General features: G+C 39.4%; 11 protein-coding genes. All 11 read left to right on the top strand.

The genetic code is table 11. The annotated features are described in order from the left end of the window. The first annotated feature begins 6 nt into the window (after positions 1–6). A complete protein-coding gene (locus tag DWB61_RS15980; RefSeq protein ID WP_125031927.1) occupies positions 7–1,539 on the top strand; it encodes a RagB/SusD family nutrient uptake outer membrane protein in 1,533 nt (510 codons plus the stop codon). A 174-nt stretch (positions 1,540–1,713) separates the two neighbouring features. Beyond that, positions 1,714–1,998: a LysO family transporter gene (locus DWB61_RS15975; protein ID WP_197091204.1), complete on the top strand. Its 285-nt coding sequence runs from the start codon at positions 1,714–1,716 to the stop codon at positions 1,996–1,998. A gap of 54 nt (positions 1,999–2,052) precedes the next feature. Next, a complete protein-coding gene (locus DWB61_RS15970) occupies positions 2,053–2,658 on the top strand; it encodes a LysO family transporter (protein WP_125031926.1) in 606 nt (201 codons plus the stop codon). A 361-nt stretch (positions 2,659–3,019) separates the two neighbouring features. Next, complete coding sequence (locus tag DWB61_RS15965) at positions 3,020–4,399, top strand: aminopeptidase P family protein (protein WP_125031925.1); 1,380 nt, start codon at positions 3,020–3,022, stop codon at positions 4,397–4,399. Between the two features lie 282 nt (positions 4,400–4,681). Further along, positions 4,682–5,062: a GxxExxY protein gene (locus tag DWB61_RS15960; protein ID WP_125031924.1), complete on the top strand. Its 381-nt coding sequence runs from the start codon at positions 4,682–4,684 to the stop codon at positions 5,060–5,062. Positions 5,063–5,133: 71 nt separating this feature from the next. Next, the gene (locus DWB61_RS15955; protein WP_125031923.1) at positions 5,134–6,093 is read left to right on the top strand and encodes an ornithine cyclodeaminase family protein; all 960 of its coding nucleotides are present in this window, start codon (positions 5,134–5,136) and stop codon (positions 6,091–6,093) included. Positions 6,094–6,158: 65 nt separating this feature from the next. After that, positions 6,159–7,199, top strand: a complete 1,041-nt coding sequence (locus tag DWB61_RS15950; protein ID WP_125031922.1) for a proline racemase family protein — start codon at positions 6,159–6,161, stop codon at positions 7,197–7,199. A gap of 190 nt (positions 7,200–7,389) precedes the next feature. After that, entirely contained in the window at positions 7,390–8,682 is a 1,293-nt protein-coding gene (locus DWB61_RS15945) for a S28 family serine protease (protein ID WP_158614448.1), read from the top strand. 100 nt (positions 8,683–8,782) lie between these two features. Beyond that, on the top strand, positions 8,783–10,414 hold the full coding sequence (locus DWB61_RS15940; RefSeq protein WP_125031920.1) for a dipeptidase: 1,632 nt from the start codon (positions 8,783–8,785) through the stop codon (positions 10,412–10,414). Positions 10,415–10,500: 86 nt separating this feature from the next. Further along, positions 10,501–13,653 carry a beta-galactosidase, LacZ type gene (gene lacZ / locus DWB61_RS15935; RefSeq protein ID WP_125031918.1) on the top strand — a complete coding sequence of 1,051 codons (3,153 nt, stop codon included), beginning with the start codon at positions 10,501–10,503 and terminating at the stop codon, positions 13,651–13,653. Between the two features lie 74 nt (positions 13,654–13,727). Next, a complete protein-coding gene (locus DWB61_RS15930; protein ID WP_197091203.1) occupies positions 13,728–15,755 on the top strand; it encodes an MGH1-like glycoside hydrolase domain-containing protein in 2,028 nt (675 codons plus the stop codon). Positions 15,756–15,950 lie beyond the last annotated feature (195 nt).

Genomic DNA, 15,950 nt, shown 5'->3' with positions numbered 1-15,950 from the left:
AACAAAATGAACAGATATATATATTTATTCTTCATTTGCATTGGACTGAGCTTCTCTGCCTGCAATGAAGATCATCTAGAGGTAAAATCTCCAGATCAATTGACTGGAGAAAGTTTTTGGAGAAACGAAAGTGATGCGCAAGCTGGACTTGCTGCAGCATACTCACAACTTGAATGTGCAATTGAGTATTGGAGTTTTGCTGAAATTAAATTTACTGTAGAATTATTTCCTTCAGACTTAGTGAAACTTGGTAATGATGCTTTGAATTACGAAGACTGGTTCTCTATCTTTAATTTTAATTCAACAGCTGGAAATACTCAAACCTCTCAGTATTGGAATATTCATTACAGAGGCATCAACTATGCCAATCAGGTTATTGAAAAAGTTGGAGCTATGACTGAGGAACAAATCAGTACGGATGCAAAAGACAAAATTGTAGCAGAAGCTAAATTTTTAAGAGCTTATTATCATCTTAAGCTACTTTTGAACTGGGAAAAAATCATTCTGCGTGATGCCTATCCTAAAGGCTTATCTAGTATAGATAAAGCTGTAAGCGAAAGATCTGAATGCTGGGATTTCATCATTGCTGATTTTGAAGCTGCAGCATCAAAATTACCTGAGAGCAACACGGTTGAAAATATTGGCCGTGCAACTAAATATACAGCCTTAGCCTATTTAGGTAAAGCAAATCTTTTCTGCGCAAGTGAAACAACGGCAGATGCTAAACCATATTATACCGCAGCAAAAACAGCCTTTGCTTCAGTTGTAGCTAGCGGTAATTATAGTTTAGAATCTTCATTCATCTCAATGTTTAATGGTACCAATCAAAATTCTGATGAAGTCTTATTTGAACTACAATTATCGACAAACACTGATAATGGAGCTTGGTTTAAGTTTCCTTACCATCGATGGTTAAAACCTGCAGGTTTAGGAGGATGGGATGAAATCGCTGGTAGTGATTATCTTCTTCAAGAATTTAAGAAAGAAGGTAAAGCAGCTATTGATGGTCGATTCGATCACCGTTTATATGAAACCTTATTCTTTGAAGATGAATATTTCAACGATGATGCAAATCCTCGTGTTTACGGTTATACTTTCAATTCATGGTGGGATTGGGCTGGTGCTCCTCGCAACAAAACTGGCTTTAGAAAATATCTCCCTGAGAGTTCAGAAGAATTAAGCATGAATAGTATCGGGAACAATATACCTCTACTTCGATATGCAGATGTATTGTTGATGTATGCTGAAACACTTAACGAGTTAGATGAAACAGCAAGCGCTATTACTCATATTAATACTGTAAGAACAAGAGCAGGAATGCCAGCAATGACAGGCTCTTCAAAAACGGAAGTAAGCAATCAGATTGAGCACGAAAGAGTTTGTGAATTAGCGATGGAAGGTTCACGTTTTCATGACTTAAGGCGTTGGGGAAAACTAAACGCAACTATGGCTGATCATGGAAGAACAGGTGTTAGCGATGCAACACATTTCTTTCCAATTCCAGAAAGTGAGACTAACTCAAATAATGCAATTGATTAGAAAATTACATTTTTTCATAAGTGAGTAGTTAGATTATTGAGCGGAGTTTTAATTAACTTCGCTCAATATATTTCAAACAAATATTTCACTTCCTAATCCCTATCTGGCTCTTTATTTATTTACTTTGTCAGTAGAATTATTATTTCAAGATAAATTACAAACACAAACTCACCTATGCTACAGGATATCATCATTGTATTAGCCATTATGATTTTAGGAATGGGTATTGGCCTATTTATTGGGAATCGACCAAAAATCATAAAAGTAGTGGGAATTCTAACCTCATTCTCAATCTTCCTTTTGTTGTTTCTTTTGGGGATAGGCGTCGGCACCAATGATAGAATAATCAACAACTTACACACTATAGGTTTGCAAGCATTAATACTGACTATAGGCGCAGTGTTGGGTTCCCTTCTTTGTGCGTGGGCGACCTACAAATTTTTCTTTCAACAGAAATAGTTTTTTTTCTATTTTCTCAAACCTCAATTCTACAATCTCATACCTCATTATAATATGAAAGGCAGTTTAATCATTCTCAGTTTTTTTGTTTTAGGTTTAATCCTCGGACTAACTCGCTTTTTACCGACTTCCCTTTTAGAAGGAGATTTCAGCATATATGCACTTTACCTGCTCATGTTTTTGGTAGGCATAGGTATAGGTACCGATCGTGACTCGTGGAAAGTGATTCGAGAAGTTAATATCAAAATCGTGCTCGTCCCCCTTTCTGTGATTGTGGGTTCATTAATTGGTGTATCTGCCGTATCCGTATTATTATCAAGCATCAACATTGGAGAAGCTATGGCCGTAGGTGCTGGTTTTGGGTATTATAGTCTTTCCTCTGTTATTATTACAGAGTTTCACTCTGAGACCTTAGGAGTCATCGCTCTCTTATCAAATATTATTAGAGAAGTACTTACCCTTTTGGCTACACCCCTATTTGTAAAATATTTTGGTAAACTAGCAGGTATAGCATCGGGTGGTGCAACAGCTATGGATACCACCATGCCAATCATTGTACAATACTCTGGTAAAGAGTATGCAATTATCGCTGTTTTTAGTGGTATCGTATTAACAATTCTAGTTCCTGTTATTGTTCCTTTAATTCTCCAATTCTTATAACTGACTGATTAAAAATAACTGTAAAAGACGAGCAGTTTAAACTCATTTTAAAGGATATAAACCCTATAAACTGGATTTTTTTTCTAAATTTACTTCTCAATTAACAGCCAATTGAATGATTTGCTTTAACGAATTCATACTTCTTTACAATTGTTCGTACAAAGGTCTGTACGAATGCTGGATTTGTTAGCATCTCCCCCCATCCCCTTAACTTATTTCGTTCATCCAAAATTAATAGATTATAATCTTTACATGGGATTACTATATTCTATAAATTGAGAAACATGAACAAGAATAAGCTCAATCATTCTTATCTTAAGAAGCTATAAAACAGAACTAAACAAACCCAAAATCCTATCCTATGTTTTCAAAAGAAACTTATATCAACAGGCGCAATAAGCTAAAATCTGATGTTAAATCTGGCATTCTTCTATTTCTGGGGAATGATGAATCAGGTATGAATTATGCCGATAACACCTACCATTTCCGTCAGGATAGTACCTTCCTATATTTTTTCGGATCTGATTATGCAGGCTTAAATGCCATTATAGATATCGATGAAAATCGCGAGATTATTTTTGGTGATGAACTCACAATCGATCATATCGTTTGGATGGGAAGCCAACCCACTATTAAGGAAAAATCTGAACATGTAGGCATTAATGAAACAGCACCTGCAGCTCAGCTAAAAACATATCTTGAGTCTGTAATTAGCAAAGGAAGAAAAATCCATTACTTGCCTCCTTATCGTCCTGAGCACCAAGTGAAACTATTTGAACTCTTAGATATAATCCCTTCAAAAGCCAATGCCGGGCAATCTATCGACTTTGTTAAGGCTGTAGTTAATCAAAGAAATTATAAGAGCCAGGAAGAGATTGTTTTACTCGATGACGCCGTTAATATTACCGCCGATATGCATTTGGCAGCAATGAGAATGGCTCGGCCCGGGATGAAGGAATCAGAGATTGCTGCAGCAGTTCAGCAAGTTGCAATTGCCGCTGGAGGTCAGCTTTCCTTTCCTGTTATTGCGACCATCAATGGTCAAACCCTGCACAACCATTATCACGGCAACACCCTAAAAAGTGGAGATTTATTTCTGTTAGATTGTGGTGCTGAAAACAGCATGCATTATGCAGGCGATATGTCGAGTACTTTCCCTGTAGATAAAACATTTACCACTCGCCAAAAGGAAATTTACCAGATCGCACTTAATGCTCATGAGGCAGCTATCGATATGCTTGCTCCAGGAGTTAAATTTAAGGATATTCATTTAAAAGCCGGGCGTACTATTGCTGAAGGCATGAAGGATATGGGCTTTATGAAAGGTGATTTGGACGCAGCGGTACAACAAGGTGCTCATGCTCTATTTTTCCAGTGCGGTTTAGGTCATATGATGGGTATGGATGTTCATGATATGGAAAACCTTGGTGAGGTTTATGTTGGTTATAACGGAGAACCTAAAAGCACCCAATTCGGACTTAAATCTTTGCGTTTAGGACGTGAGTTGGAAGAAAATTTTGTTCTTACCATTGAGCCTGGTATCTATTTTATACCTGAGCTGATAGATATGTGGAAAGCTGAAAACCGCTTCTCTGAATTTATCAACTACGATAAAGTTGAACAATACAAAGACTTTGGAGGTTGCCGTAACGAAGAAGACTTCTTAATTACTAAGGATGGCGCTCGTTTACTGGGAAAACCAATTCCTAAAACAATAGCCGACGTCGAAGCTCAGCGTTAATAGTCTTTATAAACCACAAAGAATACAACCAAAATATCAACCACTAAGGACACAAAGTACGCTAAGAGAAAGCAAGATGAAAATCAACTTTGTGTTCGTAGTGAACTTTGTGGTAAAAAATCAAAAAGAAATATTTAATCACAAAGATCGCTAAGTACACTAAGAAAAAACAAGATGTAAATCAACTTTGTGTTCCTTGTGCTCTTGGTGGTAAAGCTTCAGTCTAACGTTATTAATAATTTATACATAACTTAAGCTTTCTATTAACTTAATACATGTACTATGAATTCAGAAATGATTTTCAAACAAATCCTTGATTGTGCCTTTGAGGTTCACAAAACTTTAGGACCCGGGTTATTAGAAAGCACATATGAAGAATGTTTATGTTATGAATTAGAAAAAAAAGGTCTTGAGGCACAAAGACAAGTTATGCTACCTGTTAACTACAAGGGAATTAAACTGGATGCTGGTTATAGAATTGACATTTTAGTTGAAGACGAAATAATTATAGAACTAAAATCAGTCACTAAATTAAATGAACTGCATTTGGCACAAATGATTACTTATTTAAAACTATCTGAAAATCACTTAGGACTTCTGATAAATTTCAATTCAAAATTATTGAAAGATGGAATAAAACGAGTAATTAACACCAATGAATAATATATAGAATAAATGGTGATCTAAGCCATTTTCATACAATATTAACAAAGTCATACTTTTCACTTGAAGCTATGCTCATACTAAATCAAAAAGAAATCTGGTCAGTACTCTCCTTTGAGGAGGCGCTTACTGCTATGGAAGAAGCTTTTCAGCTTTTTGAAGCAGGGGATTTTCATATGCCCGATCGTATGCATGCACATCATGGAGACAACACCCTTCTTTTGATGCCCTGCTTTACCGATCAGTTTTTTGGAACCAAACTCGTCAGTGTTAACCCGGAAAATCCAAAAAAGAACTTACCTTCTATTTATGGTAGTATGATTCTGAACGATGGTAAAAGTGGCGAAGCATTATCTCTAATGAACGGTGCGGCACTAACCGCTTTCCGTACAGGAGCAGTAGGTGGAATTGGAATCAAATACACCACGCCTGAAAATGCTGACTCAGCAGGAATCATTGGAACCGGAGTTCAAGGCTTTACTCAGGCCTTATTTGCCTGCAGAGTTCGCCCTATAAAAAAGCTTTATGTATTCGATATGCAGCAATCAAAAGCCAATGAATTCATCTCAAAGCTTCAGAAAAAATTACTTGATGTGAATATAAAAGCTTGCATTAACAATCGGGAACTGGTAGAAAAGAGTCAAATTATAATTACAGCAACAACCTCGAAACAAGCTGTTATCCCTGATGATGCAGAGCTATTGAAAGGCAAACATTTTATTGGTATAGGTTCCTATAAACCCGATATGCATGAATTTCCTGCACAACTCTACCCTCTTCTGAATAAATTGTATGTGGATACACCTTTTGCCAAAGAAGAAACGGGAGATGTAGCCACGGCTCTAAAAGAGACTTTAATTGATGACTCTCAAGTCACACCTATCAGTAAACTTGTGACTCTAGGTAAACCCACAAATGAAAGCACCAGTCTGTTTAAATCAGTTGGCATGGCCCTGCTTGATGTCGTAATGGCGCAAAAAATGTATACCCGCGCACTGGAATTAAATATCGGAACCAAAATAAAGATATAGATGTTATCACCTTTTCTCACTTTATCCTTTTTAAGCCTTTAACCTTTTTACTTTACCCTTAAGCGATGAACATACTTGACAATTGGAAATGGGAAGCCCCACAAGACTGGTTAAAAATAAAAACCATCGATTTACATACCGGAGGCGAACCTCTACGTGTATTCACTCACGGTTTACCCGAGATTAAAGGCAATACAATACTGGAGAAACGCCGTTATTTTCGAGATAATTACGACTACATCCGTACCAGAACCATGTGGGAGCCTCGTGGACATGCCGATATGTATGGCGCCATAATTACCGAGGCCACAACCGAAGATGGGGATTTTGGGACCTTCTTTTTGCACAACGAGGGCTACAGCACCATGTGCGGACATGCTATGATTGCACTGATTACTTTGGTATTGGATACGGGGATGATTGTTCGTAACGAAGCCAATCCTATCATCCGCATTGATGCCCCTCCGGGACAAATTACCTGTCAGGCATTCAGGAACAATGGGAAAGTTGAGCGTGTGGCTTTTAAGAATGTCCCTTCATTTATGTCTCTAAAAAATCAAGTGATTGACGTGCCTGAATTGGGCAAAGTTCAATTCGATCTGGCATATGGTGGTGCCTTTTATGCTTACGTACAAGCTGAAGATTTTGGTTTAAATCTGGATGAGTCAGACTATAATAAGTTGATTGACTATGGTCGTAAAATAAAATATGCAGTTATGGATCAATTCGAGGTGAAACATCCTTTCGAAGAAGATTTAAGCTTTTTATATGGAACAATCTTCATAGGAAAAGCCAAAGATCCAAAGCATCACTCTCGCAATGTCTGCATTTTTGCCGAAGGAGAAGTCGATCGTTCTCCAACAGGATCGGGTGTGAGTGCCAGAGCAGCCATCCACTACGCCAAAGGTGAATTGAAAATGAATGAAGAAATCACGATTGAAAGTATTTTGGGTAGCACGATGACTGTAAAAGTTGTCGAGCCTTGTGAATATGGCAATCACCAATCTATAATTCCTGAGGTGAGTGGCACTGCGTCGATTACAGGACAAAACGAATTTTATTTTGCCCCGAATGATCCCCTCAGGGATGGGTTTATTTTTAGATAAAATACAACAACAACAACAACAACAACAACAACAACAACAACAACAACAACAACAACAACCATGAAGATAGAAAACCTGTAAGCTGAGTCGAAAGAATTATATAAGATTCACCTTATTTGCAATAAGCCTTAGACTTTAGCTATCAGGTTTTCTTTTTACAATGAAAACTCAAACACCAAATTATAATAAGATGCAAATCAAAAAAATCAACTATTTACTAATCATCGCTTTTATTTGGATATCGGCAGCCTGCCAGACCCAAACTAAAGATCTAATCACTCAACTTAAAGAACTACCCAATGTTAGTGTCGAAAAGATTGTGGGAGATACCACCTTCACAGAATACTACGAAATGTGGTTCACACAGCCTATCGATCACGAAAATCCGAAACTCGGTACTTTTAAGCAAAGAGTACTTTTGGGACACCACAATCTTTCGAAACCTATGGTTGTGGAAATTCAAGGCTATAATATATGGACTCCAAAAGCTGGAGAACTCAGCAAATTAATCGATGCCAATCAATTGACCATTGAACATCGCTATTTTAAGCAATCGAGACCAGATAGTCTTCATTGGGACAAGCTGACCATTAAACAAGCTGCCGCCGATCAACATGCCGTTATTCAGGCTTTGAGAAAGATCTATAAGAACAAATGGATCTCAACAGGTATCAGTAAAGGGGGGCAAACAACCATTTACCACCGTTTCTTCTACCCCAACGATGTCGATGTGAGTGTGCCTTATGTAGCTCCAATGAACCTAAGCCGCGAGGATAAGAGAATTCATCAACATCTGGCAACAGTAGGAAGCAAAGATGCCAGGAAAAAGGTTAAAGATTTTCAGATAGCTTGTTTCGAAAATAAAGACAAACTACTGGAACTTCTTGAAGAACTAGCAACAAAAAAGAAATGGGAGTTTTCTATGGGATTAGAAGGCGCTTTAGATTTGAATATTTTAGAATATTCCTTTGCTTTCTGGCAATGGGGTAATACTAGCCTAAATGATATTCCAAACGCTGATGCCAATGCCGAAGACTTATTCAAACATCTAACTAAAACGTCACCATTCTCTTTCTTCGAAGCCAAAGATATCATAACTCAACAACCTTTCTTCTATCAGGCATTAACTGAAATTGGGATGTACAGTTATGAAGTTTCACCTTTTAGTAAATACATCAGTTACGAAAAAGATCTAACTTTCGATTTCACATTACCCAAAGGTGTTGATGGAACTTTCAATCCGGAATCGATGCTAGCTGTAAACCAATGGCTACAGATGGATGCCGAAAAAATGTTATTTATCTATGGTGAATATGACACTTGGTCAGCCACTCAGGTGGAACTAAAGGAAAATAATAAGTGCCAGAAGTTCATTAATCCTGCTGGTGCTCATGGAACTCGAATCAAAAGTTTCCCGTCCGAGATGCAAGCAGAAATAATAGGGACATTGGAAAAATGGCTTGAATTAAAAATAAACAAATAATATCCCTGTGATCCTATATTAAAACATATACATCCGTATAGACGCACAAACGTAAAGACGTAAAGACGCACGGCCGTGCGTCTCTATAAAAATAAAAACCATGAAAAAACTACTAATCATCCCTTTACTAACATTTTTGCTTATATGGCAACAAGCCACAGCCTGTACAGACATTGTAGCGGGTAAAAAAGCAACAGTAGACGGTTCAGTAATCACCTCCCACACTTATGGGGGAAACGATACCCGTATTCGTATCGTACATGGGCAAAAATTCCCAGCGGGAAGCATGACACCTGTTTATTATGGCTTGCAGGAGATAAATGGCGCATTGGATAATTATGGTGAGATTATAGGTCAAATTCCTCAAGTGGAGCAAACCTTTACTTACTTTCACTCAGCCTATTCTCATATGAATGAGTACCAACTGGCTATTGCAGAGAGTACCATGAGTCAAAAACCAGAATTGCAGGTTGACAGGGAAAGTGGCAAACAAATTATGACCGTGGAACAAGCCATGATTTTTGCCCTGCAGCGTTGCAAGACAGCCCGTGAGGCCATCAAGCTGATCACATCACTGATGGACCAATACGGTTTTCTGCCTTCTTGTGGTCCAGAATCAGAAGCGCTTTGTATAGCCGACCCCAATGAAGTTTGGGTACTTGAAATTGTGGCTGTTGGTAAAGACTGGACACCTGAGTCAGGAAAATCGGGTGCTATTTGGGCTGCACAACGTGTGCCCGACGATCACATCGCCATTGTGCCTAACTGGAGCATCATCAAAGAAATTAATCTTACGAAACCGGAATGGTTTATGGCATCGGATAATTACAAACAAGTGGCCATTGATCATGGCTGGTATAAAGAAGACTCAGGCAAACCTTTCATCTGGCAGGAGGCTTACAGTCCTTGCTTTCGCGAATGGGCCAGCGGTCGTTTTTGGTTATTCTACAGCAGTTTTGCGCCCAATTTAAAGGATTGGCCCGATCGTAGTCTGAACAACCCATACAAAGGGCAGGATGCCTACCATCAATATGTAGAGGATGTTTCGAGTTACCCTTTCTCAGTTAAGCCTGAGAAGAAAATCTCCGTACAGGATATCATGGCTTTTCAGCGATCGACTTTCGAAGGAACCATTTACGATAAAACTTCAGATCCTGATTGGTACGTACCAACTAAAGATGGAAAACTAGAAAAGAGTCCCTTAACGACGCCTTTCCCAACAACAGCCATGCGCGAATTGCTGGACATTACCAATCGCAGAAATGTATCCAAAGGTAACTATGGTATGATTTGTCAGTTGCGATCGTGGTTACCTGATGCTATTGGCGGGGTTTACTGGGTATTCCAGGATAATCAGTTCACCTCTCCCTATGTGCCTATTTATGCCGGCACACAGGAGATTCACGGATCCTATAAAAACTACGATCCCAATCAGTTCAACCCTGCTTCGGCACGCTGGACCATCGATTTTGTAGATAACCTGATGTATTTGCGCTGGCAGGATGCTGTTAAGGATATGCAGCTCTATCGTGATCCTTTTCAGCAAAGCTTATTCGACAATCTACCTGCTAACGACAAAAAAGCAAGCGAACTTTATAAAAAGAATCCTAAAAAAGCTAAGGCATTCCTGACTCAGAAAAGCAATGAAAACATGCAGGGCGTGGTCGATTTATTTACTCAAATTAGGAACATCTTAATTACCAAATACACCAATAATAAACAAGGAAGCTAATCAATTAGTCATTTACAATTAGTGATTAATAATTCATGATTTGTATCAATTAATAATCACTAATTGTTAATCGTAAATCCATTTTAATGAGAACAACTTTAACACTATTGCTTATACTCTTCTACCAGGGCATTTTTGCTCAAGAGAAAGCAAGTACCAACGATTGGGAAAACCCTCAAGTCATTGGCATTAACAAAGAAAAACCGAGAGCATCCTATTTTGCCTATCGCAACTTAAACAATGCCCTTAAAAACTCGAAAGAGAATTCAGAATACTACATCAATCTGAACGGGACATGGAAATTCAACTGGGTTCGCAAACCAGCTGACCGCCCTATGGATTTTTATAAAACGAACTACGACATTTCAGCCTGGAAAGACATAAAGGTTCCCGGTCATTGGGAATTGCAAGGCTACGGGGTACCTATTTATACCGATGTCTCCTACCCTTTCCCAAATAACGAACCCTTTATTCCTCACGATTACAATCCGGTAGGCTCCTATAAAAGGGACTTTAATATTCCTGAGAACTGGAATGGTGAAGAAATATACATCCAGTTTGGCGGGGTGCGTTCAGCCATGTATTTGTGGGTGAATGGCAAAAAAGTTGGCTATAGTCAGGGTAGTAAAACGCCTGCTGAGTTTAATCTTACCGACTATGTAGAAACAGGTGTGAATCAGCTAGCAGTAGAAATTTATCGCTTTAGCGATGGCTCTTACCTCGAAGATCAGGACTATTGGAAAGTGAGTGGTTTCGAGAGAGATGTCTATCTGTATGCCCGCCCCAAAACGCATATCCGTGACTTCTTTGCTCATGCCGACTTGGACGAGACCTATACACATGGTGAATTCAAACTTGAAGTTGAGCTTAATAAAAAAAATTCAAAAGCTGAAACCAAAACAGTAAATATTCAGGTTTTAGATGGGGATAGAATCCTCATCAATCAGGACATTAAGACCAGCTTGAAACAAGGTGATAATCAAGTGAGTTTTACAGGAGAAATTCCAAATGTTCGTAAATGGACTGCCGAAACACCTGAACTGTACGAGCTGCAGATTAGCCTAAAAGCTTCGAATAAAAAAGACATTGAGATCATTCGACGAAAAATTGGTTTCCGCACAAGCGAAATCAAGAATGGCTTGCTTCAAATCAACGGAGTGCCTATTGTGATCAGAGGGGTTAACCGTCACGAGCACGATGCTGACAACGGTCGTGTGATTACTGAAGAATCAATGATCAGAGACATTGAGTTGATGAAGCAATTCAATATTAATGCGGTAAGAAATTCACACTACCCTAACCGCGAACGCTGGTATGAACTCTGTGATGAATATGGCATGTATCTGGTTGACGAAGCCAATATCGAAGCTCACGGTTGCGAACCTTACAATAAAGAGAAAACATTGGCCAATAAACCCAACTGGAAAAAGGCATTCCTTGACAGAACCCAATCGATGTTTCAGCGCAGTAAAAATCATGCGTCTGTTATCATCTGGTCTTTGGGTAACGAAACCGGAAGAGGTCAGAACTTCCTTGCCACTTACGACTGGTTAAAAAAGCACGACATCTCACGTCCTGTTCAGTCTGAAGATTCAGGTCTTGAATCGAACACTGATATCTTCTGCCCTATGTACGATCGCATATGGGAGATGATGAAATATGCAGAAAAAGTTCAAACTCGTCCACTGATACAGTGTGAGTATGCCCATGCCATGGGAAATAGCGTTGGTAACCTGAAAGATTACTGGGATTTGATTCACAAACAAAGACAGCTGCAAGGCGGTTTCATTTGGGATTGGGTAGACCAAACCTTTAGAAAAGAAACCGAAAAAGGCGATACGATTTTTGCCTACGGTGGCGATATGGGAATCTATAAAATTCAGAACGATTCCAACTTTTGCGCCAATGGCTTAATAACTGGTGATAGAAAAATCCATCCACATATTTGGGAAGTGAAAAAGGTTTACCAGCCTATTGCATTCGAGAAAATCGATCACGCATCACATCAATTTAAGATCATCAATCGTCATGATTTTATCGACCTGACTGCTTTTGACTTTAGCTGGATATTAAAAGAAGATGCTATCGAAATTGCATCAGGAAAACTGAATGGCATTACCTTAAAGGCACATCAGGATAAAACAATTACAATTCCTTATCCAGCTATAAATCCTGAAGCCGGGAAAGAATACTTCCTGGAACTTAAGGCACATAGCAAAAAAGAGAAGCCTCTTGTTCCTCAAGGACATCTGGTTGCCTGGGAACAGTTCCAATTGCCTGTATCTAAAGCGATATCTGCGAAAGCAGCCAACACAACAAGGAAAGTAAAGCTTAAAGATAACAAAGAAGTATTAAGCCTGATTGCCGGTGATATTCAGATTCAATTCTCAAAACAAACCGGAAGTTTAAGTTCTTACCAAATCTATGGCAAGGAACTGATAGCTCAGGATTTGAAACCCTTCTTTTGGCGAGCGGTTACCGATAACGATTTGGGTAATGGTACGCCGGCAAAGTGTCAGGCATGGAAAGAGGCTGGCGAAAAAGCTCAGTTACTTTCATTCGAGAGTAAAAAGCTGAGTAATCAACTGGTGGAAGTGACTGTTTCATTTGATCTCCCAACCGTATCAAGTAAATATCAGACGCGCTACCTGATTTATGGGAATGGTGATATTAAAGTGAAAAACACATACCTTCCTGAAGCAAATGATATTCCAATGTTACCACGTCTTGGCATGCAGATGCAGTTGCCTAAGGCGTTCAACCAGATTGAATGGTTTGGTCGTGGCCCTCAGGAGAGCATGAGCGATAGAAAAACGGGCTATCCGGTAGGACATTATAAAAGTAGCGTTGCCGAGCAATATCACCCTTATGTGCGTCCACAGGAAACAGGTAACAAAACCGACCTGAGATGGATGGCTCTTACCAATGAACAGTCTGTGGGCTTAATGGTACTGGCTCAATCTGAATTAGCAGGATCAGCATTACCTTTCGACTATAAAGAGCTTTATCACTCAGGCAAAGGAAATCCTCAGAAACACGGGGCTGAAATTAAGACTGGTGAGGTCATCAGCTGGCAGATTGATTACAAGCAGATGGGTGTTGGTGGCGATAACTCATGGGGAGCACCTGTTCACTCGGAGTATTCAATACCTGCACAGGATTACAGCTACGAGTTCATCCTTCGCCCGATAAATGGTGAGAAGGACTTGAATGAATTGAGTAAATTGCGAATTAAATAAAAACTAAAATGTTATCAGTTTTCTGTTGTCAGGTTTCACAACCGACAACAGAAAACTGAAAAATGATAACCAATATGACACATAAAAACATCACCCTACTTCTCTTAGCCCTCCTGGTTTGGACTGGCTGCCAACCGAAGGCAGATAAAACAACAGATCTGCAGGAGGAAATGGCCAATGTGCTCAACATTCAGGGCATTCCGCAGGCACAATACGAACTGGAACCTTTCGGATTTTCCGATATGGGCGCCTGGCATGGCTACGCGCTTCCTGATATGGATAGTACAAGCTATTACGGTGGATTCTCAGGCCCACTATGCATGAAAATGTGGGGACAATGGGTGAGTAAAAACCTGTGCCAACTGGAGCTCACCGATGCAAGCAGCATGACAGCCATCGATTTGAGTAAAGCTAAGGCTGAACTCACTTACAAGCCAGGGAAACTGGAGCAAACTTTAGACCTTGAGCAGTTAAGTATTAAGCTTAGCCTTATTTTTGTGAGCGACAGGTCGGCACTTATTCAAACCGATATAACAAACAAAAGCGACAAGAATCAAAGTCTCTATGTAGGTTGGAAAGGTGAGATATTCCCAAAGGGCATCACACTTTGCAAATCGGAAAAGGGCCTGCAAATCGATTTTGAAGAGGGAGATGAATTTTTCCTGATGCATAACGATTCTAACAAGTCCATTCAAATATCGCCTAATAAGCATTCGTACCAGATGATATTAACGGATAAGCGAGAGATTGCTGCTGGTGAAACCTTAAGCGTAAACTTGCTTCACTCCTACTATTTCAATCAGGAGGAAGCCACTAAAGAGGACAATCAGTACGCCAACTGGCTTGACAATTCAGATCAGTTGTTTGCCGATAATAAAAGCAGATGGAATGCATATTTAAATAAAGCTTTAGACAGCAAGAATCCATTACTAAACAAGGATGATAATCGCAAACTTGCAGTAAAGTGTGTGCAAACCCTACAGACTAACTGGCGATCGGCGGCAGGCGATTTGCAGCATTCAGGTGTTTTTCCATCGGCAGCTTACCAGGGATTCTATGGTTTCTGGTCATGGGACTCATGGAAACAGGCCGTTGCCCTTGTGCGTTTCAATCCTGAGTTGGCAAAGAGCAACCTGCACTCCATGTTCCAGTACCAAGACGAGATGGGTATGGTCGCCGATTGTGTGTATTTCGATCCTAAGGAAAACAACTGGCGCGATACCAAAGCACCATTGGCCAGCTGGGCGGTTCTGGAAATCTACAAAGCGACTTCTGACCTTGAATTTGTGAAGGAACTGTATCCGAAATTGGTGAAGTATCATGAGTGGTGGTACCAGTACCGTGATAACGATAAGAATGGCTTATGCGAATATGGCTCAACCGATGGCACACTTATCGCTGCCAAATGGGAATCAGGAATGGACAATGCCGTTCGTTTTGATGATACAAAAATGCTTAAGAATAATGAAAATGGCTGGTCGATGAATCAGGAATCGGTAGACCTGAATGCTTACCTGCAAGCAGAGAAAGAAGATTTAGCCGAATTGGCAGAACTGATTGATCGTACTGAGGAAGCAAAAAGCTACAAGCTTGAAGCCTCATCATTAAAGAAAAGAATTGCGGCTGATTTTTGGGACGAGGCAACAGGCTTTTTCTACGATAGAGAAATTGTAACAGGTAAGCTATTAACGGTTCAACAAGGTCCTGAAGGCTGGATTCCTCTTTACACTGGCATTGCTACTAAAGAACAAGCCAAAAGAGTAACTGCTATCCTAATGGATTCAACCAAGTTTGCTACTAAAGTTCCCTTTCCTACTCTAGTTGCCAGTCATGAAAAATTCAATCCCCTTAAGGGATACTGGAGAGGTCCAGTTTGGTTGGATCAGGCTTATTTTGGCATAAAAGCACTGGAAGAATATGGCTACAATAAAGAAGCTGATTTATTAAGTCAAAAACTTTTACAAAATGCAGAAGGTCTTCTTGGTGACGCACCCATTAGAGAGAACTACCATCCTATCAGCGGAAAAGGTTTAAATGCAAATCATTTCTCATGGTCAGCAGCACATTACCTGATGCTACTTAGCGACGAGAACGATAAGTAATTAACAATTTACGATTAGTAATAAGGTGTATTTCATATTTTGAAATACACCTTATTTTTTTCAAACTATGGACTTGCAACAAAAATGTGGACAATAAGTTAAGTCATGCCGCTCTCTTTTGATTATTTAATAGCCTTCCGTATTCTAAAGGCGAAAGATAATTTAAAGAAGAATGCCTTCTACATGTATTGTACC

Source organism: Ancylomarina euxina (assembly GCF_003863355.1).
Classification (GTDB): Bacteria; Bacteroidota; Bacteroidia; order Bacteroidales; family Marinifilaceae; genus Ancylomarina; species Ancylomarina euxinus.
The sequence above is the reverse complement of the archived record's forward strand: the minus strand, read 5'-3'. Positions and strand labels throughout refer to the sequence as shown.

What these genes read in the sequence shown, in the direction of transcription:
- DWB61_RS15980 (WP_125031927.1), top strand. Translation starts at nt 7, where the DNA reads ATGAACAGATATATATATTTATTCTTCATTTGCATTGGACTGAGCTTC.
- DWB61_RS15975 (WP_197091204.1), top strand. Translation starts at nt 1,714, where the DNA reads ATGCTACAGGATATCATCATTGTATTAGCCATTATGATTTTAGGAATG.
- DWB61_RS15970 (WP_125031926.1), top strand. Translation starts at nt 2,053, where the DNA reads ATGAAAGGCAGTTTAATCATTCTCAGTTTTTTTGTTTTAGGTTTAATC.
- DWB61_RS15965 (WP_125031925.1), top strand. Translation starts at nt 3,020, where the DNA reads ATGTTTTCAAAAGAAACTTATATCAACAGGCGCAATAAGCTAAAATCT.
- DWB61_RS15960 (WP_125031924.1), top strand. Translation starts at nt 4,682, where the DNA reads ATGAATTCAGAAATGATTTTCAAACAAATCCTTGATTGTGCCTTTGAG.
- DWB61_RS15955 (WP_125031923.1), top strand. Translation starts at nt 5,134, where the DNA reads ATGCTCATACTAAATCAAAAAGAAATCTGGTCAGTACTCTCCTTTGAG.
- DWB61_RS15950 (WP_125031922.1), top strand. Translation starts at nt 6,159, where the DNA reads ATGAACATACTTGACAATTGGAAATGGGAAGCCCCACAAGACTGGTTA.
- DWB61_RS15945 (WP_158614448.1), top strand. Translation starts at nt 7,390, where the DNA reads ATGCAAATCAAAAAAATCAACTATTTACTAATCATCGCTTTTATTTGG.
- DWB61_RS15940 (WP_125031920.1), top strand. Translation starts at nt 8,783, where the DNA reads ATGAAAAAACTACTAATCATCCCTTTACTAACATTTTTGCTTATATGG.
- lacZ (WP_125031918.1), top strand. Translation starts at nt 10,501, where the DNA reads ATGAGAACAACTTTAACACTATTGCTTATACTCTTCTACCAGGGCATT.
- DWB61_RS15930 (WP_197091203.1), top strand. Translation starts at nt 13,728, where the DNA reads ATGACACATAAAAACATCACCCTACTTCTCTTAGCCCTCCTGGTTTGG.